Genomic DNA, 22784 nt, shown 5'->3' with positions numbered 1-22784 from the left:
CTTACCGGACTATACATGAAAGTAATAGCAAAATTATACAGTGCCGCTTTGATAGCGGCACTGTTCAGCACACCTGGCATAGAGGTATCGGCGCAGGTTCTCCAAAAAAATGTGCCGGCAATTCCCGGTGAAGCTAAACTTGCAAAACTTAAAAGTGCTGTCGAAGCGAATCCTGATGATATGGATTCCATCCAAGCTTATTACGATGCCTTCCTGGAGGTGAGACCCGGACAGGAAAAGGAACTGGCGGCTCAGATAAAGGCCTGGTCGGTTCAGTTTCCTTCTTCGTATTACTTTCCTGCGTACTTAAAAAGGGCAGCGAAGCTTGCGGCAAGGACAACTGATCCGGAGATACTGGAAGGACTGAAAAAAGCGGTGGAAGCCGCGCCGGATAGCCTAAGCGTGCATCAGGCGTATATCGAGGCAGTCAGCCCGGACAACCCTGAAATCTTTGCCCGGTATGACGAGCTGATGAAAGAATTCCCGCAATCGGCTATGGTGTCCTATGCCCTGGCTAAAGCTTATCTCGACAAAGAAAGCCCCAAAGCAAAGCCATACCTGTTAAAGGCGGTTGCTACCAATCCTCAGTTTGCACCGGCCTGGTACGGCCTCTGGATAGATGATCTGCGTTGGGGAAATTTCGAAGAGGGATGTGAATACATAAGGAAAGCGATAGCCGCAGATCCAACCAACCCATTATATCAGTACCGGTATGCTACTTCTTTTATGGGTCTGGATCAGGAAAAATTTACCGATCTCAGTTTTAAAATTGCCCGGGACTTTCCTGAGTCTGAATACGCTGATCGCGCGCTTGGCTATCTTGCCTCCTGCTCCGGAAACGCAGAAATAAGGACAAAGTGTTACCAGATGCTTCATGACAATTTTCCCATGGAAAGGGCTGAGCCTTACATGACATCTTATTTCGATGTATTACTTGCTGAAAATCCTGAAAAAGCAAGGGAACTGGCTATAGAGATGAAGAGTAAAAACAGCGACGGATGGGGTGATTTATTGACGCAGGCAGAATATTTTATCCGGGGAAGGAAGTTAATGGACCAGAGTCAGCCCGCCGAAGCACTGACTGTTTTAAACAAAGTAAAATTATCACAGTATTCCGCATACGGCAACGAAAGTCTGTTGCGGTTAATGGCGGAAGCGACTGACAAAACCGGGGATCACCAGGCTGCTTACGCAATGCTAATGAAGGTGTTTGTCAAAGAGCCTTCTCCAGCGTTGTCCCGCGATTTATATGCCTACGGTTTAAAATCAGGTAAAGACCAGGCTGCGGTTAAAGCAGACATTTACACCAGGCTCAATGCACAAGCCAAAGCGGCGACACCTTTTACTTTAAAAAAGTATATCGGCGAAGGCTCTGCCTCCTTAGCTGACTACAAGGGTAAGGTGTTGCTGCTGACTTACTGGTTTCCTGGCTGCGGACCATGCCGGGCTGAAATGCCATTTTTTGAGAATGTGGTAAAACAATATAAAAGCAAGCCTTTAGCTTATGTGGGGATCAATATCGTAGCGGAACAAAATGATTATGTAATCCCGTTCCATAACTCAAGCGGTTTCAGTTTTACGCCCCTGGAAGAAGTGAAAGGAAGGGATAAAGGCAACCTGGACAATAAAGGTGCTGCTCCGGCGAACTTTCTGATCGACCAGAACGGGCGTATTATTTTCAGCGATTTTCTTATCCACGCGGAAAATGAAGGCCACCTGAAAATGATGGTTGATTTGCTGCTGGAAGCGCCTGCTGAATTCACTAAACAGAAATCATGAAACAGAGAGTGATCAGAAAAAATCTTTTAGCGATCGTGGGCATGCTCACGACGCTGACATTAACGGCATTGGGTCAGCAACAAGGAACTGACGGGTTTAAACTTTCCGGTTCGATAGCACCAAATTCATTTGGCAAAGTCTATTTATACTATGAAAAAGACAACACCAATAAAACCGACAGCGCTGAAGTAGTCAATGGCCGCTTTAGCCTTAGCGGAGCGCTGGAGGAGCCGGTTTTTGCCAGGCTGAGCTTTCAGCCTTCGGATACGGCCATCAGGAGGTTGAACATATTAAGTTTCTACCTTGAGCCCGGAAATATACGGGTGTCGTCAACAGACTCCCTGAAAAACGTTGTTGTAAGCGGCTCTGAATCGGATAAGGATTTTCTGCCGATCCGCCAGGCATTGATCGTCTATTCAGCTAAATTCAGTGCTTTAAATAAAGAGGTGTGGCGTTACAGAGCTGCAGAAGATACCGCAAGCCTGAAAACGGTTATCAGCAAAATGGACAAGTTGGAACAGGATTTAAAAGATGATACCTACAAAAAATTTATTGAGAAACATCCGGCATCACTGGTCTCCTTATATGCGCTTAGCCAGGTGGCGGGGTATCACCTGGATCCAGAGACTGTTGAACCTCTCTTCCTGAGCCTCACACCACAGGTCCGCAGCTCTAAAGCAGGTAAACGTTTTGCGGAAAAAATTGCAATGGCTAAAGCCACATCTATAGGACGCCCTATGCCCGACTTTTCGCAGGCCGATACTTCAGGTAAGTTAATTAGCTTGTCGTCGTTCAGGGGGAAATATCTGTTAATCGATTTTTGGGCAAGCTGGTGTGTACCCTGCCGGAAAGAAAACCCTAACCTGGTAAAAACTTTTAACACGTTTAAAGATAAAGGCTTTACGATATTGGGAGTATCCTTAGATAAGGATAAGGCAAGCTGGATAAAAGCTATTCAAACTGATCAGTTGTATTGGACGCAGGTCTCAGATCTGAAATACTGGGATAATGTAATTGCTAAAAGGTTCGATATCAGGTCTATTCCTCAGAATATTTTAGTAGACCCGTCCGGAAAGGTTATTGCCCGCAATTTACACGGTGAGGAGCTGGCCAGGACGTTAGCGGGGATTCTTAGATAGAATTCCGGTTCGCAAAGTGTGTTAAACACGATTGAAAGTTTGCTTAATATAAGCTGACTTCATTAAAACAAATTGCTCCTTCAGCGCATTACAGTCAATATATGGGAGAATGGCAACACAGTCTGGACCGAACCTCCCTGGCAGCTAGTGATCTACCAGGGAGAGCCATGACCGGACAAATTTATTACAGAGAGCGACAAAAATGAATTCATCAGAAATGAAAGCCCTGTTTAAAGCATGGAGAGCCGGGCGAAAACTATATCTGAATTTTTTTAACGACTTTTCGTTAGAACAGCTAAATAAAATCCCCTCTGGTTTTAGCAACAATCTCATTTGGAATATGGGGCACGCCATCATCACGCAACAAAAACTGATATACAGAGGCTCCAATTTGCCTGGCTATGTTTCCGATGCTTTATTTCAGAAATATCAATCGGGAACCAAACCCACTGAACCTGTTGCAGAAGAGGAGGTCAGTGAACTAAAAGCACTTTTGTTTTCTCTGATAGAAAAAACAGAAAACGATTATTACGCGAAAGTCTTTAGCAATTATAATGAGAGGGTAACGGGAATTGGCTTTCACCTATCATGTATAGAAGATGCATTCGAATGTAATAATTTCCATGAAGGTTTGCACCTGGGATACATGATGAGTATTCGAAAGCTAGTTTAAGGTTGGGGAATAATTAAAAGCGAAGACATGCCGTTATCAAATAAATACATTGTTGCAATACAGCATAAAATTCTTGAGATCTATCCGGGAGAGGTCTTAGATTATTATCTTTTAGAGAATAATACACCTGTAATTTCTCAAAATAGCTTACTCAGCTTTCTTGGAGTATATACAGGAGGCAGCGAAAAAGTATTCTTCCCCGAGGAAAAGAAAATGATCTCTTTTCAGACCGATTCCGGAACCATAGAGGTGGGTATTCCCGCGGAAATGCTGCCCCTGATATGCGTTGGATTCGCCGACTTTGGTATTTCCAACATGCATTACAAAGGAATATCTGAGAATGCGTTCAGGCTATTGATCAGTCTATCCCTTAGCGGCTTAAGCTCATTGATAGATGAAACAAAGGCCGAAGAATAAACAGACGGGAAAACAAATTAATATATTAATATACAGGTGGCTCTATAACTATCGGATGAAGAACAAGCGCTAAGACCCTTTACGCATGGTCAGCAACAAGGCTTTAAACCCAAGTTTTTCATAAGCCCTGATAGCTGGCTTATTATCTTCATACACTTCCAGTCTCAATTCCGTAACACCCATGCTCAGGGTCCATTGTTGCAGGGCGCCGATAATCTGCTTATTAATACCTTTACCACGGTGCTCCGGCACGACATACATAAAACCGAGGTAGGCATACTGCCGGTGTTTTAAGTAAGGGCTGGCATTCTCAATGCGGGCATATCCGCTTGCTATAAGCTGCCCTTTCAGTTCCGCCACCAATAGTTGAATATTGGGCAAATTAATCATAGCGTCTATATCATAATAATTGATGTCCCCTTCTTTTATAGTATCATCGAAAGGGCGCTCAGCAGCTATGACGTCCTGCTCGAACTGTAACAACACTTCCTTGTCAGCATGTGTAGCGGATCTTACCACAATATTTTCATTATCGTGGTAGGCGTCAGGCACCCATTCGGTTATCAACATAACTTTCTACTGCAGGTCATTAGCTTCCTCAAACCGGGACCTTGCTCTGTGCATTGCCTCGTCTCTTTGGCTGATGATCCTATGAATCTCCAGACGCTTCCGTGGAAAACTAAGAGTATCCGATTCCGTTTTCCGGGCTTTTGCCATACCGGCTTTCATAAGTTCAGCCTCCAGTATATCCACATTTTTTAAATCGAGCAGGCCCTGGTAATATTGAATACTCGCCTGCTTCAATTCTTTTGCTTCTTTAATGTCATTAACGTCTGCCCTTTCAATTTCTCTGATAACACCAGACAGTTCATTTGCCTGTCTTTTTCCTATAGAAAACGCCAGATCTGGTTTATTTTCGATCAGAGCTTTGAGGCGCATATCGTCCGCGCTGTCACCCACCAGTATGCGATATACCTTCCGCTCTGTGGAATCAAGAAAGACATCGAATTCTTTGGCCTGCCTGGGCTGACAAGATACCAGGACCAGAAAAAATATTGCCGTGATATATTTCATACACATAATATTGTTATTTAACGTCTTTACATACGCAATTGTTGAAGATGAGATAGAAAGTAAGCGCCGCTGCCCTTAAGGTATAATTGAAATAAATCTTTATTTTTAGGCAATAAGGGAGAGTTGCCCCCTTTGAAGTATTCATTTAAGGAAAACAAAGTACTGATATCTGAACACAAACTGAAAAACAAAACAATCATTATGAGAGCAATCAATCCCTGGATCAATTTCAACGGCAACGCCGAAGAAGCATTCACCTTTTACAAATCAGTTTTTGGCGGCGAGTTTACTAAAATCATCCGCTTTAAAGATTTATCGGGCGGCGAGTTCCAGATAGCCGAAGAGGAGGCAAATAAGATCATGTATATCGGCTTACCGCTTGGCAAAAACAACGTGTTAGTAGCCAACGACATTCCCGGATTTATGGGGAGGGTAAACGAAAATGAAAACCGGTCTAAAATATACGTGAATGCCGAAAGCCGCGAAGAAGCAGATAAAATATTTAACGGATTGTCAGCCGGCGGAGAAGTGGAAGGGGCTATTGGCGACAGCCCGTGGGGTACCTATGCCGGAATGTTCAGGGATAAATATGGTATCGAATGGATTGTAGAATTTGACCCGGATTTCAGATAACTGAAACACGGAAAGACCGGATCTCCATTTCCCAAATTAGATTATCTTTGCCGCTCATTTTAATATCCTCATTTCGTGATTAATGTAAATAATATTTCTGTTTCCTTCGGCGGAACCACGCTTTTCAGTGACGTGACCTTTCCGATCAACGAGAACGATAAAATAGCTTTGATGGGCAAAAATGGTGCGGGAAAATCGACCATTTTAAAGATAATTGCCGGAGTTGCGAAACCTACTACCGGGAATGTTACAGGGCCAAAGGACGCAGTAATTGCTTACCTGCCACAGCATTTGCTTACTCAGGACAATGTTACCGTTTTTGAAGAAGCCTCCAAAGCTTTCCAGGAGGTGCACCAGATGCAAAAGGAACTGGATGAGCTGAATGAACAACTTACTGTCAGGACCGACTATGAAAGCGATGATTACATGAAGCTGATCGAGCGTGTGTCGGAACTGAGTGAGAAATTTTACTCCGCAGAAGAGACTAATTACGATGCTGAAATAGAAAAAGTACTAAAAGGCCTGGGCTTTCAGCGCTCAGACTTCACCCGCCAGACTTCTGAGTTTTCGGGCGGATGGCGCATGCGCATTGAATTAGCCAAGATTTTATTAAAGAAACCCGATCTGATCTTGCTGGATGAGCCGACGAACCATATGGATATTGAGAGTATTCAATGGTTAGAGGATTTCCTGGTCAATTCTGCAAAGGCTGTGATGGTGATTTCTCACGACCGCACTTTTGTGGATAATATCACCAATCGGACAATTGAGGTCACCATGGGGCGCATCTATGATTACAAAGCTAAATACAGTCACTACCTTCAATTGCGTGCCGAACGCCGGGTGCATCAGCTGAAAGCTTACGAAGAACAACAACGTTTTATCGCCGACAACCAGGAGTTTATAGACCGTTTCAGAGGAACCTACTCAAAAACCCTGCAGGTACAATCGCGGGTGAAGATGCTCGAAAAACTCGAAATAATCCAGATTGATGAAGTAGATACTTCAGCCTTGCGCCTGAAATTTCCGCCGTCGCCGCGTTCGGGCCAGTATCCGGTGATCGTGGAAGAGCTGACCAAATCCTACGGTGATCATGTGGTATTCGAGAAGGCGTCGATGGTGATTGAGCGGGGACAAAAAGTAGCTTTTGTCGGCAAAAATGGCGAAGGTAAGTCGACGATGATCAAGGCTATTATGAACGAGATCGATTTTGAGGGAAGTTTAAAAATCGGGCATAATGTAAAAATCGGTTATTTCGCTCAGAATCAGGCGGCATTGCTGGATGAAAACTTAACAGTATTTGATACAATTGACCAGATCCCCTTAAGTGACGGAACGATAAAGATCAAAGACCTCCTGGGTGCTTTCATGTTTAGCGGAGACGATACCACCAAAAAGGTTAAGGTGCTTTCGGGCGGCGAGAAAACCCGCTTAGCGATGATCAAACTGCTGCTGGAACCTGTAAATGTATTGATCCTCGATGAGCCGACGAATCATTTGGATATGAAGACCAAGGACATTATTAAAGAAGCTTTGCAGGATTTCGACGGTACTCTCATCCTGGTATCGCACGACCGTGATTTCCTGGACGGGCTGGCGCAGAAAGTCTTTGAATTTGGCAATAAACGGGTTCGCGAACACTTCGAAGATATTAAAGGGTTCCTGGCTTACAAGAAAATGACGAGCCTGAAGGAGATTGAGAAAGGTTAACTGACGATGGCCTGCGTGGAATAAGCAAAAAATGCTTGTATATAAAAGAAGCCCCGGATAGTCCCCGGGGCTTCTTCGTTATTTGCTTTGCTGATCGGAACGAGCAGGATAAGCTTAAGGATTAGCAGTGTACTTCAGTACAAAGTAACCTGTCAGCTTCTTCATGCTTCCGTCTGCTGTTTTGTATTCGAGGATATAGAAGTAGGTTCCTTCAGGCGACATCTCCCTGCGGGCAGTCGCACCGCCTGCGAAGAATTCTTTGCCATTGAACGATACATCACCGTTGTTATAATTTCTGGCTTCATAGATCTTCGTTCCGTTACGGTTAACAATTACCAGGCGGTTCTCAGGGTAATTACTGATCCCCTCAATGTAGAACTGATCGTTAATACCGTCACCGTTAGGTGTTAACACCTTTGGAAATCTGATCTTATTTCCAGCCGGGTCAACTACTTCGAAGGATAGCGTTACATCAGCTGCCGGAAGGTAATTTTCGTTACCAGCCTGTGAAGCAATGATCTTCGCGTTTCCAATGCTTCCCGGAGTTAGCAGATCACCGTCAAGTTTACCAACAAAACTGTTCGTGCCGGCAAACTGCACCGGTAGCCCGGAGCTGGAAGTTGCAATCAAACGATATGCTTCGGCACCTCTTTCCAGCACAGGAATAGGCTGGAATGTAATGGTCTGCGGCGCCTTCTTCACTGTAAGCGTTTGTTTATGAACCAGATTCTTGGCTGGATCTAAACCGGGAACAGTTGCTACAATTTCTGCGTGACCTGCACCGACAATCTTCACTTTGTTGTCTACAATGACAGCTACCTGTGTATTCAGACTCGTGTAGTAGATGCTAGCACCGGTATTGGTGTAAGCACCAGGATTGAAATCTGCGTCACCGTATGTTTTCTCCGGCATCGGATCGAACAGGAATGTTAATCCGTCGGTTGCCAGCATCAATGTTCCCTCAACATAGTTCATGTCATAGTTTTTAGCTGAAGCTCCGCTTGCTGTTATCGGATATGTTCCGGCAATCAGGCCATTTGTTGCAACAGAAGCCTTTGCCTGTGTCAGCAACACAGCCGTTGTTTCGTTATATACAAACCCTGAGTAAGAAACAGTAAACTGAGGGAATGTTCCAACCACTGCAACTTTGCTGTCTGCAGTTACTGTCAATATAGCTTTCTTCACTGTTAAAACCTGCGTTACACTCTCTGCCGGCGTGAAGACGAGGTCTCCGCCCTGGGAAGCAGTGATGGTAACTGTTCCGTTGCCTACGATATGGACGTTACCGTACTGGTCTACAGTAGCTACCTGTGGGTTATCGCCTTTGTAGACAACCGGAATATTGCTGTTATTGCTGGTGGCCGCTACTTTGAAATCAGCGTCACCATACGTTTTAACAGGCAGTGTATTCAGCGTCAGCCTGGCTATCTGCAGAATCGTGAGCTTGCCCGGTTTGTACACGAAGGTGTAATTGTCATCTTCGCCGCCAGATGCCGCTATCGGATATATTCCAGGGGCTGTCGTCTGATCAGCTGAATTGGTTGCTACCGGCTGTACATTCAGCACACTTTCAGATTCATTATTTACGAAGCCGCTGTAAGTAACTGTCAGTTCAGGGTTCAGCTCACCCTCAATTTTAATCTTATCTTCCGCAGTTACTGTGATAGTAGCTGGTTTTACAACGAGCTCTTTTTCAGCTGAAGCCGGGCCGTAATTTCCGCTTGCGGCCTGTGACACGGTAATTTTAGTTTTACCGGCACCCGTGATATGGATTCTGCCGTTTGAAATGGTGGCCACAGCTACATTACTGCTGCTGTAATTGAGAGGAGCAGCTGTGTTAGACGATAATGCTGTAACATCATAGTCTGCATCTCCATACATTTTAGCAGCCAGGTCACCAAGGCTTACGCCCGGTGTAGCAGGCAGCACTTCCAGGTATTTGGCGTCGCTCACGGCTACAGAGTTTCCATTTTCGGCCTGTGTAGCGGTGATCTTAGCAAAACCAACCCCTATAATATAAACCTGTCCGTCTGCAATGACAGCTACTTTGCTGTTGCTGCTGGTAAGAGTAACAGTTCCGGTTGCGCCTGTTACTACAGGAGTAAATGGTGCGTCTCCGAACACTTTGGCAGTCATTGGCTGCAGAACGATTGCAGGGATATTCCTGGCTACTTCCAGGGTGCGGCTCACCGGAACTGCAGCCTCATAATTCAGAGAAGAAGGCTGAGCTACCGTGATATTGGTGAAACCACCACTGTTGATCTTAATGGTTCCGCCCGCATTCACACTGGCTACGCTTACTGCTGTACTTGTATAAGTCAGCATGCTTTCAGCACTGGTGCTGGATGCGTTGGCAGAGAAATCAGCATCTCCGTAAGTCTTCGAACCTATTTCAGCAAATGTGATCACCGGAGTTGCCTTCAGCACTGTCAGCTGCTGCGTAACATCCTGAGATGTTGAGTAGCCTGAGCTGCCTGTTACAGTAGCAGTGATCGTTGCGTTTCCGGCATTCAGAATATGTACCCGCCCGGTAGAAGGATCTACGGTTGCTGCCGGATTCGTTGTATTTGCATTAATGATGCTGTACGATATTTTACCGTCTGAAGTAGTGGTTGCATTCAGAGTGAAGTCGGCATCGCCATACTTCTTATACTCAATGCTGTTAAATGTGATCACGCTGGCAGCAGGATTTACAATAAGCACTCCCGGCTGGTGACTGATAACATAATTCGCAGCACTGAAGTTTGCTACCGTGATCGAGTAAGGGCCTACAGCTGAAGTTTTAGTGGCTGAGGTAACAATGGTACCCGCATTTACTGCCGTTTCATTATCCCCGTTTACCAGGCCTTCGTAGCGGTAAGTCAGCAGCGGATTATCTTCTCCCTGCTTCTTGCTCTTGTTTTCTGCAACTACCTTAAGTGATTTCTGCGCTACAGTTAAAGTAGAAGACGCATTGACACCCTGGCTAAAGTTAGCACTGGCATCCTGAGACACGGTGATTACCGTAGATCCGGCACCCTTGATGTGAATAGTTCCGTCTGCATCCACCGTAGCCACGCCCGGATTGCTGCTGACGTAATTCACTGTCGATTCCGGATTATTCGTAGTTACTGCAGCCTTAAAGTCTGCATCACCATACGTTTTCTGTGGTAACTGGGCAATAGAGATCTTCGCACTCACAATACCAATGGTCAGCACTCCGTTTGCCCCGTAGCTAATTTCGTAATTAGCCGATGCTGCACCTGACACCATTATCGGATACGAGCCGATAGGCGAGTTTTTAGCTGCAGTAGTGGTAGCTTTGGCCTGTGCAGACAGTGCAGTTTCATTTTCACCGTTTACAAAGCCATCGTATACTACTGTAAAGTCAGGGTTATCTTCTCCATAATTTCTCACAGCATTATTTACCGTAATACTTAACGGAGCTTTGCCCACAGTCAATGTTCTGTACACATCTTCTGAAGCACCATACGAACCACTCGCTGGCTGGAAGATGCGGACAACAGTTGTTCCTGCTCCCACAATATGAACCTTTCCATTCTCATCTACCCTGGCAACTGCAGTATTACTGCTGTTAAACTGAACAGGGGATGAAGAGTTATTGCTTGAAGCAGGGATTGTGAAGTCTGCCGCACCATATATCAGGCCTGAAGGCATCTCACCAGCTGTTATCACAGCTTCCAGCTTACCAACTGATAATACACCCTTCACATAGTTGAAATCGTAATTATTGTCGCTGGCATTTGCTACTGTGATATCGTAATCACCCTTAGGAGATGCTACAGTAGCGTTGGTTGACAATACAGGTCTTACGTCGATCATGCTTTCATTGTCATCATTAACAAAGCCTGTATAGGTAACTGTTAATTTCGGATTTTCTACTCCGTAGTCTCTCGACTTATTATCAGCTTTTGCTATCAGCATGGCTTTTGTTATGATCAGTTTGTTTCCTTCCGGCATGATCTCATAATTATTATCCAGACCATCTGCGTTAACCAGGATGTCATACTGACCAACGCCTGAGCTCCTATCCGCTAAAGTTGTTGCGGTCGGCAGCTTGTCGATATCGGCTTTGGTGTCTCCATTTACAAATCCGGTATACCCGATTGTTAACAATGGATTCTCTTCTCCGTATACCCTGCTCTGCTGATCAGCTTTGGCAGTCAGCACCGCTCTTTTTATTGTTAATGTACCTTTTACATTTTTGATAGTATAGTTACCAGCAACTGCACCAACAGGGTTAATGTCGTATGTTCCGGTAGCGGATTTTACGGTTGCAGAGGTAACTGCAGTGGCTTTTGTCAGCACACCAGCTACGTTTTCATCCTCTCCGTTTTTGAATCCGGAATACGATACAGTCAATGGCGGATTCACCGTTCCGTATACTTTTTCCGCGTCGTTAGCCGTAACTGTCAGCTCAGCCGGAGTCACCTTTAATATACCAGTCTCTGTAACCACCTCGTAGTTTGCTGACTGAGCATCAGCCGATACGTTAATCACATACGTGTTAACCGGTGATTGTTCATTAACAGTTGTACTTGCTTCAGGAGCCTTGGTAAACAGATCAGGAGTATTCTCATCATCGTTGTTCCTGAAACCGGAATACTTAATGGTAAGTACCGGATTCGCGTCTCCGTACACTTTGGATTTATCCTCTGCTCTGGCTGTCAGGGTTGCTTTTGTAATGCTAAGCTTACCATCGTCCACCGAAGGAATAAAATAGTTAGGAGCCACACCTGTAGTTGTCTGAATAGGATACTCTCCTACCGGTGAGCTTTTCAGCGCTGTAGTGGTGGTCACCGGAAGTTCTGTAAACACCCCTGGTTTATTTACACTATCATCGTTCTTAAACCCGCTATAAGTGAGGGTCAGTTCAGGATTCTCGTCTCCGTAAACCCTGGTCTTATTATCTACAGTGATCGTCAGTTCGGCAGCAGATATCTTAAGTTTTCCGCTCTGCACCGGTACGATAGTATAATTTTTAGCCACGCCCTGGTCTCCTACAGTGATCAGGTAATCACCTACCGGAGATATTTTAGTTGCAGTTGTCGATACAGCAGGAGGAGTTGTGATTACACCGGTCTTTGCTTCGTCGCCATTAACATAACCTGAGTATTCAATTGTGAATGCAGGGTTCTCGTCTCCATAAACTCTGGAAGCATCTAAAGCTTTAGCTGTCAGTACAGCTTTTGCCACCTGCAGATTCTGCGTCTTTTCTCCGGCTGCATAATTAGCCGTCGCAGCCTGGCTTACTTTGATCACCGCTTCTCCGGCCGCCACAATATGTACAGTTCCGTACATATCCACAGTAGCTACTGCTTCGTTACTGCTGCTGTAAGTCAGTGCAGCCTCCGTGTTATCGGTCTGTGCGCCGACTGAGAAATCGTTATCTCCATATGTTTTCGATGCAATTTCAGGGAAACTGATAGAAGGAGTTGCGGGAGTGATGGTTAACTTATCACTGTAAGGGCCAATAATTTCATAGTTGGCGCTTTCTGCATTCTCACTAAAGAAAATATCATATCCTTCTGCAGTTACAGGCGAGTATTGCTCAGCAAGAGTAGCAAGAACCGGCTGTTTTGTAAGTGCAGTCGTGATATTGTCACCTGCCACAAGACCGAAATATTTGAAGTCAAGCGGAGGATTTACTGCTCCGTAAGTTTTTGTCTTAGGAAGAGCAATAAGTGTCAGCGGAGCTTTGACAACCTCGAGAGTTCCCCCCTGCTGCACAATAGTATAGTTATCACTTTTCGCATCGACACTGAATGTGATCGCGTATTTTCCAACTGCAGACTTATCGGTAGCTGTTGTAACAGCCACAGGTGCCACGCTTAATACACTTTCATTATCATTGTCTGTAAAGCCATCGTAGATGAACTCAAAAGCAGGATTTTGCTGTCCGTACTTGCGTGTCACGTTCTTAATGGCAATTGTCAGTGTTGCTTTACCGATAATTAATGTACCCGGCTGAGTAGTAATCTCATAATTACTTGCAGCAGGCACCTTACTGAAGGTAATAGGATACCTGATCACGTTACCATTTGCATCACTGCCCGGAGAATCCGTTTGTGCAGTAGTCGTCAGCTCAGGAAGCTCACTGCCAAAGACAGTTGCAGCAGTTTCTCCATTTACGAAATCACGGTACTGAACGGTTAAGGCAGGATTTGCCACACCATATAAACGTTGTTTGTTTTCAGCAACGAGCATTAACGGAGCCTTCACGACAGTTAAATGACCGCTGTTGGTATAGATGAATTTGTAGTTATTGTCTGAACCTCCTGATACATTGATCACATAAGGACCTGAAGCAACCGCTGCAAATCTGTCGGCAGAAGTACCCACTGGTTTCGTGTCAATATCTGCTTCAGAATCACCGGTTACAAAACCGTTGTATTCTAATTCAAATACAGGGTTATCAGCTCCATATTTACGGCTCGCATCTTTCGCCTTCACTGACAGATCTTTCTTGTTGATGGTCAGCATGGCGTCGTCAAGGTAGTCAAACATGTAGTTTGCTGCCTGAGCACCCGAAGCAACCACAGGATATATACCTGCTGATGTACGGTTATTGATCGACGCAGGCACTGTTGCAGGCTGTGATAATACAGCTGCAGTTTCCCCGTTTTTAAACCCGCTATAAGTGATTTCAAACTCAGGGTTATTCTCTCCGTAGGTACGCACCATATCCTTGCTGCCGCTTTTACTTGCTACGGAAACAGTTACCTTGGCTTTCTCTATTGTAAGTTCACCTGCTACGCTGGTAATTACATAGTTAGGTGCTATAGCTCCGTTGACAGTGATCGGATAAACACCAACCGGACTATTGCCGCTTGCCGTTGTTGAAACTGTCGCCGGGGTTGTGAATACGCCCGGAGATAATTCCACTTCATCGTTCACAAATCCATCATATGTTACCTGCAGTGCCGGATTACTTTCTCCGTAAGCACGTGTGTAGCTGGTGGCAGTGGCGGTGAGTGGCGCCGGATGAATGATAAGCTTACCAGGACCAGCAGAGTAATCAAAGTCGTAGTTATCATCAAACGCCTGATTCTGAGCGGCAATATCGATATTATACGGATTACCATTGTTTACAGGTGTTCTTTTTGATACTTCGACTCCAGGGCCCTCGTAAGCAAGAGCAATAGCCGGCACGTTGATCACGCTAGCCGTTTCTCCATTTTTAAAGCCGCTGTAAGAAACCTTGTATGAAGGGTTTGCTTTCCCGTAGTTCTTCTCTGCGTCTTTTATTGTAACCTGAAGTGTCGCTTTTTTAACCGTTAAGGTTTTATACTGATCTTCCAGGCCGGCATAGTTATCACTAGGCTCCTGGGAAACCCTGATCACGGTTGTACCGGCAGTTTTGATCGTTACTTCGCCGCTGATAGGATTAACAGAAGCAACCGATTCGTCACTGCTGCTATAGTTAAGCGGCAATTCCTCATTTGTTGAACTTACTTTTATCCTGAAACTGGCATCGCCATAGGTTTTCTCCTCAGGCCATTCTTCAACAGTGAAGACAGGATTTGCCTTTCCAACGCTTAAAGAACCATTCACCAGGATGAAATCGTAATTTTCTGCAATTCCTCCTGTTAAGGTGATCGCATAATCACCTTTTGTGTTCACATCTGCATTGGGGTCAAGACTTGCAACCGGTTCAGCCGTAATGGCGTTTTCCTTCGTGTCTGTACCAGCGAATCCACTGTAGTCGATATCGAATGCAGGGATAGCATCGCCTAAAGCGATGGATTTATTCCTTGCTTTTGCAGTAAGTTTTGCCTTATTGATGATGAGATCGGCACCGTTATAATTAAACGTATAGTTATTATCTGAAAGCTCATTGCTCAGGATAACAGGATACGTGCCGGTTTTGGTCATCTTTTCAACCGGCGTTTTTGTTGTTACATCTAAAACTGCTTTCAGAACAGGTTTGGTCTCCAAAACCTCATCAGTTTCACCATTAACAAAATTAGTGTATGTATAGTCGTATTTCGGATTTTCGTGTCCGTATACTTTGTTGACAGCAACAGCATTGACCGTTAAAGTTGCCTTTTCAACCGTAAGCCTTTGTGTTACTTCAGAAGCGTTGGCAAATGCACCGCTAGGTGCCTGTGAAGCCTTGATATCCGTGAAGCCGGCACCTGTAATATGGATCTTTCCATCTGCTGTAACAGTAGCCACCTCTTTGTTGCTGCTGGTGTAAACAATCGGAGTTGCCGTGTTATTGCTGGTTGCACCTGCATCAAAATCAGTGTCGCCATAAATCTTGTTAGCAATCGCTTCGAAGGTGATCTTAGCAGTGATCTTTGTTGAGATCACAGAAAGATTATTGGAATATTCATTTGCTATCACTAACTCGGCTGCAGCATTTCTGTCAAGGTCGCCAATAGCCACTACCTGAGGTGAACTCAGCGTCTTGATATCTACTTTAGAAGCAAATGAAGACGAGTTAATTGTTCCCGGTTCAGTGATGTTCCTTAAGACTGAAACAGACTGAAGGTTCCCTGTTACCACATCCGGTTTACCGTCACCGTTCACATCGCCTATTGATACACCGTATGGCGTATCTCCAGTAGCAAAATTCTCAGGTGAGGCAAAAGATGCAGTAGTTCCGGATGTTGTATTATGGAATACAGAAACCGTGTTTGACTTATTATTGGCAGCCACAAGTTCTGCTTTCCCATCCGCATCCAGATCGCCTATAGCGACAGATCTTGATCCTTCCGCCGCAGCGTAATTAACTGCGGGAGCAAAAGAAGAACTATTAAATACTCCTCTTCCCGCTGTGTTTGTTATTACCGAGATGTTGTTGCTTCCGGCGTTAGCCGTTACTACCTCCGGTTTACCATCGCCGTTCAGATCTCCTGTAGTCACCCACCATGGAGTACCCCCTACAGCATAATCTGTTTTCGCTGCATCAAACGCAACCTTAGAAGCGGTTGAGATATTGCGGAATACCGAAACTGTTGAACTACCTGCGTTGGCAGTAATAACATCCGGCTTTCCGTCACCATTCATATCGTTCATGGTGATCATGTTTGAACCGGAAGCGGTGTTAACGCTCACCTGCGATTCAAAAGACAGGCTTCCGCTGGCGGATGTATTTCTGAGGACAGAGAAAGTCCTGGAAGCGTAATTGCTCACGACCACGTCAGGCTTTCCATCGCCATCCACATCACCTACTACTATTGATTTCGGTGCATCGCCTACTGCCAGGGTTACGCTCTTAGCGGCCGGGAATGAAGTTGAGGTAATGCTGCCGTCTGCAGATTCGTTATGGTATACGGTTACACTATTACTTTGTGTATTCACTACTACCATATCGGTTTTTCCATCGGCATCCAGATCGCTCATGGCTACTACAGATGGCTGATTTTGTGTAGGAACATTCACAGGAGCATTGAAAGATGAGATCTTAAGCTCCGGATCAGCTACTCCCGGGTTGGTCAGTACGAACTTATCAGAAGAAAATCCTGAAAGACCACTTTCTGCATCGAGTACAGATACCGGCATATAAGTGGCTCCAGCAGGTACCTGTACAGTGAGGCTTGTTGAAGAAGCCGACTGTACTACCGCCTGTGAGGCGCCGAAATACACAATGTTATTAGCGGGGTTTACATTAAAGTTCTTACCGCTGATGATCACAGTAGATGCCGACGGCCCGCTTTTAGGAAGGAAGTCAGTCACTACCGGCACCGGCATATTTTTTAAGATGGAAATAGTTCCTTCTGTACCGTTCACTACCGAAAGTTCGGCACGTCCGTCGCCGTTCAGATCAGCAATCACTAATGAATTAGCACCTTTACCGATTCCATAATCCTGTTTAGTGGCAAAAGACGAACTGGTGATACTTCCCTGATCAGCCGTATTGCTGAAAACAGAAACGGTATTGTCTGCCATATTCACCACGACCATATCCGGTTTGCTGTCGCCGTTTATATCGCCGAAGGCAACAAACTCAGGACTTGTACCTGTTGCAAAAGCAACAGCAGGATCAAATGACAGCGTATTTGCAGATGATGTATTCCGCAGAACAGATACTGTATTCGTGCCGGCACTTGTTACTGCCAGTTCCGGAAAGCCATCACCATCTGCATCAGCGATAGCAACCCTTGAAGGTTTATCACCTACGGTATACACAACCTGCGCTTTGAATGATGCGCTATTGATCATACCTGGTGTTGAAACATTTTCCAGTACTGAAATAGTATTTCCGGGAGCATTCTCTGTTCCGGCGTTCACCGTAACAATTTCCGGCTTACCGTCGTTATTCAGGTCGCGTACAGACACAGAAGAAGGGTTAGCCCCGACTGTAAATGCTGCGGCAGGATCTTCAAATTTCTCTGCTCCCCTGTCTGAAATATTTCTTAACACATAGGCAACATTCGTGTTCTTGCCAACTGTGATGATATCGGCCTTTCCGTCGCCATCGATATCAGCAACTGATATCGATCCGGGGTTGGTGCCTGTAGAGAAAGACTGCGGAGCTGCAAAAGAGAAATTGCCGGCTGAAGATGTATTCAACAGCGTGTACACTTTGCTGCTTGTGAAATTAGACAGAACGAGGTCTAATTTTCCGTCGCCGTCAATATCCGCGGTGGTTAAAGAAGATGCACCCGGATCTACCGAAATACCGGCATCCTGGAGTGAAAACAGCTCAGTGCTGATCTTAGAACCTCCTGTATTGCTTTCTACATATATTTTACCTGTTTTAGGATCAACAGTAACCAGGTCTGTATGCCCGTCGCTGTTGAGGTCTGCCGCTGAAACAGAACTCAAATTGCTGCCAGCTATTGGAAGCGTGGTTGCAAAAGGGAAAGATCCGTCGGTTACGGCATTCGTTACAGCAAAAGCACTTGCTGAATAAGCTGTCAGGCCGGTTGCCTGATCCAGTAAAGATACCGGGCGGTAAGTAGCACCCTGAGGCACTGTTACGGTTACTGAAGTTCCATCTGAAGATACTGAACTTACAACAGCTTGAACCGCACCGAAGAACACCACGTTATTTTGTGCTTCTTTATTGAAGTTTTTACCTGTAATGGTAACAGTAGTACCCGGAGCGCCTGATAAAGGACTTACAGCAGTAATGATCGGCGGAATCTGGTTCTGGAATACCGAAACAGAATTTCCATCTTTATTTGCTACCGCTATTTCTGCCTTGTTGTTATTATTCAGGTCGGCTATCAGCACCGAAACAGGACCAGCAGCTGTGGCATAATCTGTTTTAGTTTCAAAAGAGCCTGCGTCAATGCTGCCCGTTACCGCCTTATTTCTAAATATGGAGATGGTGTTGCTGCCTGCATTGGCTACCACCATTTCCGGTTTGCCGTCTGCATTGAGATCCCCGAACGCAACCGCTACCGGATTAGTACCTGTTGCGTAATTAACCGCCGCAGCAAAAGAGATATTCCCGGCAGAGGTACTATTTTTCAGTACAGAGACACTTGCACTTGCCTTATTGACTACAGCAAGGTCTGCTATGCCATCTGCATCCAGATCAGCGACGGTTACGAAAGCCGGGCTGCTCTGCGTGGCGTAGGCCTGTGCAGCAGCAAAACTAATCACCGAGCCGGTGGTAGTGTTCGTAAAGACTGAGACATTATCAGATCCTGAATTTGCTGTGATCACCTCCGGCTTGCCGTCGGCATTCACGTCGGCGGCTGCTACCCATACAGGCGCAGTTCCGGACGATGCTGTCAGCTGGCTTTCAAAAGCAACATTGCCGGCACCTGTAGATATGTTTCTCAATACCGAGATGCTGCCGTCTTTCTTGTTTGCTGTAATCACGTCAAGTTTTCCGTCACCGTCTATATCGGCAACTGTAACAGAAGCCGGGTTTCCACCGACAGCGTAAGCTGTTGACTGCACTGCAAGCGAGGTTCCGTCATTAAGCAATACACGTACAGTGTTCGCATCGTAATCCGCTGCAACGATATCTTTTTTGCCGTCGCCGTCAATATCGCCCGCCGCTATAGCATACACATTTTTTGAACCGGTGATGCTAAGCTGGGTTCCGGCAAAAGAATTTGCTTTAATAGGATCGCTGCCATTCTTATTCCTGTTGATCACTATTTTACTTCCGTTGGAAGATGGCGATACAGAGATTAGCTCAGGATTTCCGTCAGCATCCAGGTCAGCTGCAATCATTGATTGATTTTGAAGCGTGACATTGGCTATTGAATAATTATTCCGTGCTGAAAAGAAAAGCTGATCATCCGTGTTGGTCACGGAGAAGTTCTGTGAAGATACTCCGGTTAAGTTTGTCGTAACATCAAGAACTGTAAGAGGACCGTAAGTAGCACCGGCAGGAACCGTCACTACCAGGGACGTAGATGTCGCAGACTGTACAGCAGCCTTCACTGCTCCAAAATAAACGACATTGTTCTCGGCCGTCGTATTGAAATTCTTACCTGTAATTGTAATTGTCTCGCCCGCTTTTACTACTGAGGGTGAGAATGAATCAATTACAGGAGGCACCTTGTAAAAGAAAATAGAAATAGAGGCGTCTGTCGTATTTGCGACAGCAATATCTCCTTTTCCATCTTTATTAAAATCGGCAATTGCCAGTGACTGAGCTCCGGTTCCTGTCTTATAGTCAGAACGACTGAAAGACGAAGCATTGAGGGCTCCGGCTGCCGTGATGTTATTCCTGAATATGCTGATCCCCGCATTGGCGGAATGAGATGCTATAATCTCGGGTTTACCATCGCCATTGAGGTCGCGGATGGCTACTTCTCCATTCCCTAGTGCTGCAAAAGGATATACCTGCTTACTGGCATTATCTATCACACCATTTTTGTTAAGATAGACCGCCAGGTTGTCCGATGCACTTTCTACTACAAGGTCAGGGTAACCATCTCCGTCCAGGTCACCGAGTGCGAGGCCTAGTGGATTGCTTCCAGCCGCCGTAAGTACAGTGTTTTGTTCTGTAAGTTTGGCCGCTGTAATGCTTCCGGGAGTGGTGTTGTTTTTAAAGATCGTAACAGTCGTACCGACAACAGAACTGGAGCCATAATCACCAATGATGATTTCCGGTTTGCCGTCTTTATCAAGATCTCCTGCGATCAGCCCTCTGACGCCGGTCTTGCCTGATTTGATTTCGGCCTTGCCGGCAAAAGTCATAGGCGCGTTCGGCCATGGGGTTGTATTACGATAAACATAAACAGAGCTTGTCAGGTCTATTGCAGCAATAATATCTGCCCTGCCATCACGGTCTATATCAGCGACCGCTACATTCGTAATTGAACCAGCAGCCCCTGTAGAGATCTGTACCGGTGTAGTATTGAAATTGATGGTGCTGGTACTGGAAGTGTTCGTGTAGACCAAAATAACATGGTCTGCACCGGCAACAGTAGAAGCGATCAGATCCAGTTTACCATCTGCATTAATATCACCGGTGGTCAGTGCATAACCTGTATTAGGTAATGTGATTTCTTTTGACAGAGAAAAAACACCCGACTTATTATTCATGTATATGAGGATTTTCTTCTGATCACTGCTGGTTACAGCAAGATCGGGAAACCCGTCGTCGTTGAAATCGGCAGCCCTTACAGACCTGAAATTTGCTCCTGTAAGAGTTATCGCTCTTTTGTTCTGTTCAAAACTAAAAACGTTTACTCCATCATCATTCCGGTCATTCAGGATACTGAACATCACCGGAGAGTAAGCAATAAGGCCGGAAGGAGCATTTTGTACCGCAGGAGCTGCAAAGCCGGATCCTGCCGGGACAGTTACTTTTATTTCAGTTGGTGATTGGGATACGATATCTGTGGCCTTTATTCCACCGAAATAAACGACGTTCTGCCCGGTTATAAATCCGCTTCCGGTAATGGTTAAAACATCACCCGGTTTGGCCATCAACGGCGAGATGCCGGTGATAACCGGAACATCGATTATTGTATATTTATCACTGGTCAGGACAGGACTATTGGCAGCCACTATAAGAGGGTCGTTACTTTCAGGACTCGTAATACCGGTGGCATCATTTTTTGTTTTTATATTCACTGTACCTGTTCCGCTTACAACATTAAGCCTTAACGTCCAGGTAAGCCCGTCACTGCCGGTTTTCGTAGCCGATGCAAAGTTAGCAACCACGTTTCCGGTAGTAACAATCGGGAAATAATCCTTATTTAACCCGTTTACCTGACGGTCGGTCTTTATTTCAAAATCTATTGTTTTGTAATTGCCGGTAGTACCTCCAAAGGAAGGCTTAACAGAAGTAAAAGAGAATTGGCGGTTAACTGAAAAAGTTTCGTTAATAGAAACCGTTTGGCCGTCGGGGAGAGTCTTCACCGGGGTAAACGAATCATTATACATGAAAACATCGTAAGAAGACGCGCTTATAGATGGATCCCGGTCTAAATACGACTGGCTTACCATTCCATCTCGTTTAATCATTTTAATACCTAGCTCTCCCTTCGCAAAACCAGTTGCTACTGTCACGTACCATGCTCTAGACTCATCTGCATTGGAAGCGCTACCTTGCTGGACACTCGTGATAGTTGCATTTGGCAAACCCTTGTCATCGTTTACTAATGAAAAATTATCTTTTGTTAATCCTAAAATCCTGCCTGTAAACGTAACCTTAAAAATAACCTGATCATCAGCACTGTTCTGTAAAGATCCATTACGGGTTATACTTTCAATTTGGACAGGTGTAGTAACTCTCGCATATGATGAGATTCCTTGCCATCTCCCGGCAAATTTCCAATCCCTCCAACCGCAAAAAATATAGGTGGTTCCCGGTATCGTACCGATAGTCGTACTCTTCCAACCCCAACCAACACCCGTCAGTATCATCCCGGGAATGAACCCCTGAATTGAGTAATAATATATTCCTCCATTAACCTGCGAGAGAAAAACTCTTGTAGCACTTGATTCTACTGCGTGGTAAATCCCGGTTGCATTATTAGACTCGAGGTATGCCCCCCAACTGGTTTGATTCTCATTGTATGTCTGCAGCTGAACTGAAGTGGGCGTTAATCGGCTGTACGTTCGTTTCGAGATTAACCCATCGATCGCATAGTCGGCCCAGGAGGCCTGGGCATACGCACTGCTGTTAAAGAGGGTACCGATACATAATAAGGCGAACAAGACTATACCTTTTGCCTTTCTCCTTCTTGTTGAGTCTACCTGTCTCATCTATTTTTATTTCTATTTTTTCTACTTTTCTGGCTGCCTGGGACGGATTTAGCCGTTTGTTACCAAACTGAAATTCTTTCTTGTTCACTCCTGCAATCTGCAGTATGACAAGAATTTATTCCTCGCCATTTGACGCTTACGAAAAAGCCAGGGCGAAGGTTGCGGGAATTTTAAAGAAAATTTCTGCGACCGGAGGGCTGAGGTTTTTCATTCAAGTGACA

Annotated in this window: 9 protein-coding genes; 6 read left to right on the top strand and 3 right to left on the bottom strand. The window is 45.3% G+C overall.

All coding sequences use genetic code 11. From position 1 onward, the window contains the following. Window positions 1–15 precede the first annotated feature (15 nt). The 4 genes from DDR33_RS11330 to DDR33_RS11315 all read left to right on the top strand — a co-directional run bounded on the left by DDR33_RS11330 (window position 16) and on the right by DDR33_RS11315 (window position 4008). Window positions 16–1779: a TlpA disulfide reductase family protein gene (locus tag DDR33_RS11330; RefSeq protein ID WP_109415899.1), complete on the top strand. Its 1764-nt coding sequence runs from the start codon at window positions 16–18 to the stop codon at window positions 1777–1779. Then, window positions 1776–2918, top strand: coding sequence for a TlpA disulfide reductase family protein (locus tag DDR33_RS11325; RefSeq protein ID WP_109415898.1), 1143 nt, complete (start codon window positions 1776–1778; stop codon window positions 2916–2918). The genes DDR33_RS11330 and DDR33_RS11325 overlap by 4 nt, the downstream gene beginning before the upstream one ends. A 202-nt stretch (window positions 2919–3120) precedes the next feature. Further along, on the top strand, window positions 3121–3591 hold the full coding sequence (locus DDR33_RS11320; RefSeq protein WP_238387767.1) for a DinB family protein: 471 nt from the start codon (window positions 3121–3123) through the stop codon (window positions 3589–3591). Window positions 3592–3618: 27 nt separating this feature from the next. Continuing rightward, window positions 3619–4008 carry a hypothetical protein gene (locus DDR33_RS11315; RefSeq protein ID WP_109415896.1) on the top strand — a complete coding sequence of 130 codons (390 nt, stop codon included), beginning with the start codon at window positions 3619–3621 and terminating at the stop codon, window positions 4006–4008. Between the two features lie 69 nt (window positions 4009–4077). Here the strand turns inward: DDR33_RS11315 and DDR33_RS11310 are convergent, their stop codons facing one another. Both DDR33_RS11310 and DDR33_RS11305 read right to left on the bottom strand, forming a co-directional pair. After that, the gene (locus DDR33_RS11310) at window positions 4078–4578 is read right to left on the bottom strand and encodes a GNAT family N-acetyltransferase (protein WP_109415895.1); all 501 of its coding nucleotides are present in this window, start codon (window positions 4576–4578) and stop codon (window positions 4078–4080) included. 6 nt (window positions 4579–4584) lie between these two features. Next, complete coding sequence (locus DDR33_RS11305) at window positions 4585–5082, bottom strand: hypothetical protein (RefSeq protein WP_109415894.1); 498 nt, start codon at window positions 5080–5082, stop codon at window positions 4585–4587. Between the two features lie 201 nt (window positions 5083–5283). Here DDR33_RS11305 and DDR33_RS11300 point away from each other — a divergent pair, with 201 nt between their 5' ends. Together DDR33_RS11300 and DDR33_RS11295 are read left to right on the top strand one after the other, a co-directional pair. Further along, a complete protein-coding gene (locus DDR33_RS11300; protein WP_109415977.1) occupies window positions 5284–5715 on the top strand; it encodes a VOC family protein in 432 nt (143 codons plus the stop codon). A gap of 75 nt (window positions 5716–5790) precedes the next feature. Next, on the top strand, window positions 5791–7425 hold the full coding sequence (locus DDR33_RS11295) for an ABC-F family ATP-binding cassette domain-containing protein (RefSeq protein WP_109415893.1): 1635 nt from the start codon (window positions 5791–5793) through the stop codon (window positions 7423–7425). Window positions 7426–7539: 114 nt separating this feature from the next. On the opposite strand, the gene DDR33_RS11290 is transcribed toward DDR33_RS11295, so the two are convergent. Continuing rightward, a complete protein-coding gene (locus DDR33_RS11290; protein ID WP_109415892.1) occupies window positions 7540–22563 on the bottom strand; it encodes an MBG domain-containing protein in 15024 nt (5007 codons plus the stop codon). Between the last annotated feature and the right edge of the window lie 221 nt (window positions 22564–22784).

It is taken from the genome of Pararcticibacter amylolyticus, from assembly GCF_003130405.1.
Taxonomy (GTDB): Bacteria; Bacteroidota; Bacteroidia; order Sphingobacteriales; family Sphingobacteriaceae; genus Arcticibacter; species Arcticibacter amylolyticus.
This window is presented reverse-complemented; position numbering and strand designations above follow the sequence as displayed.

Coding starts and splice junctions, on each gene's coding strand:
- DDR33_RS11330 (WP_109415899.1), top strand. CDS start 16: ATGAAAGTAATAGCAAAATTATACAGTGCCGCTTTGATAGCGGCACTG.
- DDR33_RS11325 (WP_109415898.1), top strand. CDS start 1,776: ATGAAACAGAGAGTGATCAGAAAAAATCTTTTAGCGATCGTGGGCATG.
- DDR33_RS11320 (WP_238387767.1), top strand. CDS start 3,121: ATGAATTCATCAGAAATGAAAGCCCTGTTTAAAGCATGGAGAGCCGGG.
- DDR33_RS11315 (WP_109415896.1), top strand. CDS start 3,619: ATGCCGTTATCAAATAAATACATTGTTGCAATACAGCATAAAATTCTT.
- DDR33_RS11310 (WP_109415895.1), bottom strand. CDS start 4,578: ATGTTGATAACCGAATGGGTGCCTGACGCCTACCACGATAATGAAAAT.
- DDR33_RS11305 (WP_109415894.1), bottom strand. CDS start 5,082: ATGAAATATATCACGGCAATATTTTTTCTGGTCCTGGTATCTTGTCAG.
- DDR33_RS11300 (WP_109415977.1), top strand. CDS start 5,284: ATGAGAGCAATCAATCCCTGGATCAATTTCAACGGCAACGCCGAAGAA.
- DDR33_RS11290 (WP_109415892.1), bottom strand. CDS start 22,563: ATGAGACAGGTAGACTCAACAAGAAGGAGAAAGGCAAAAGGTATAGTC.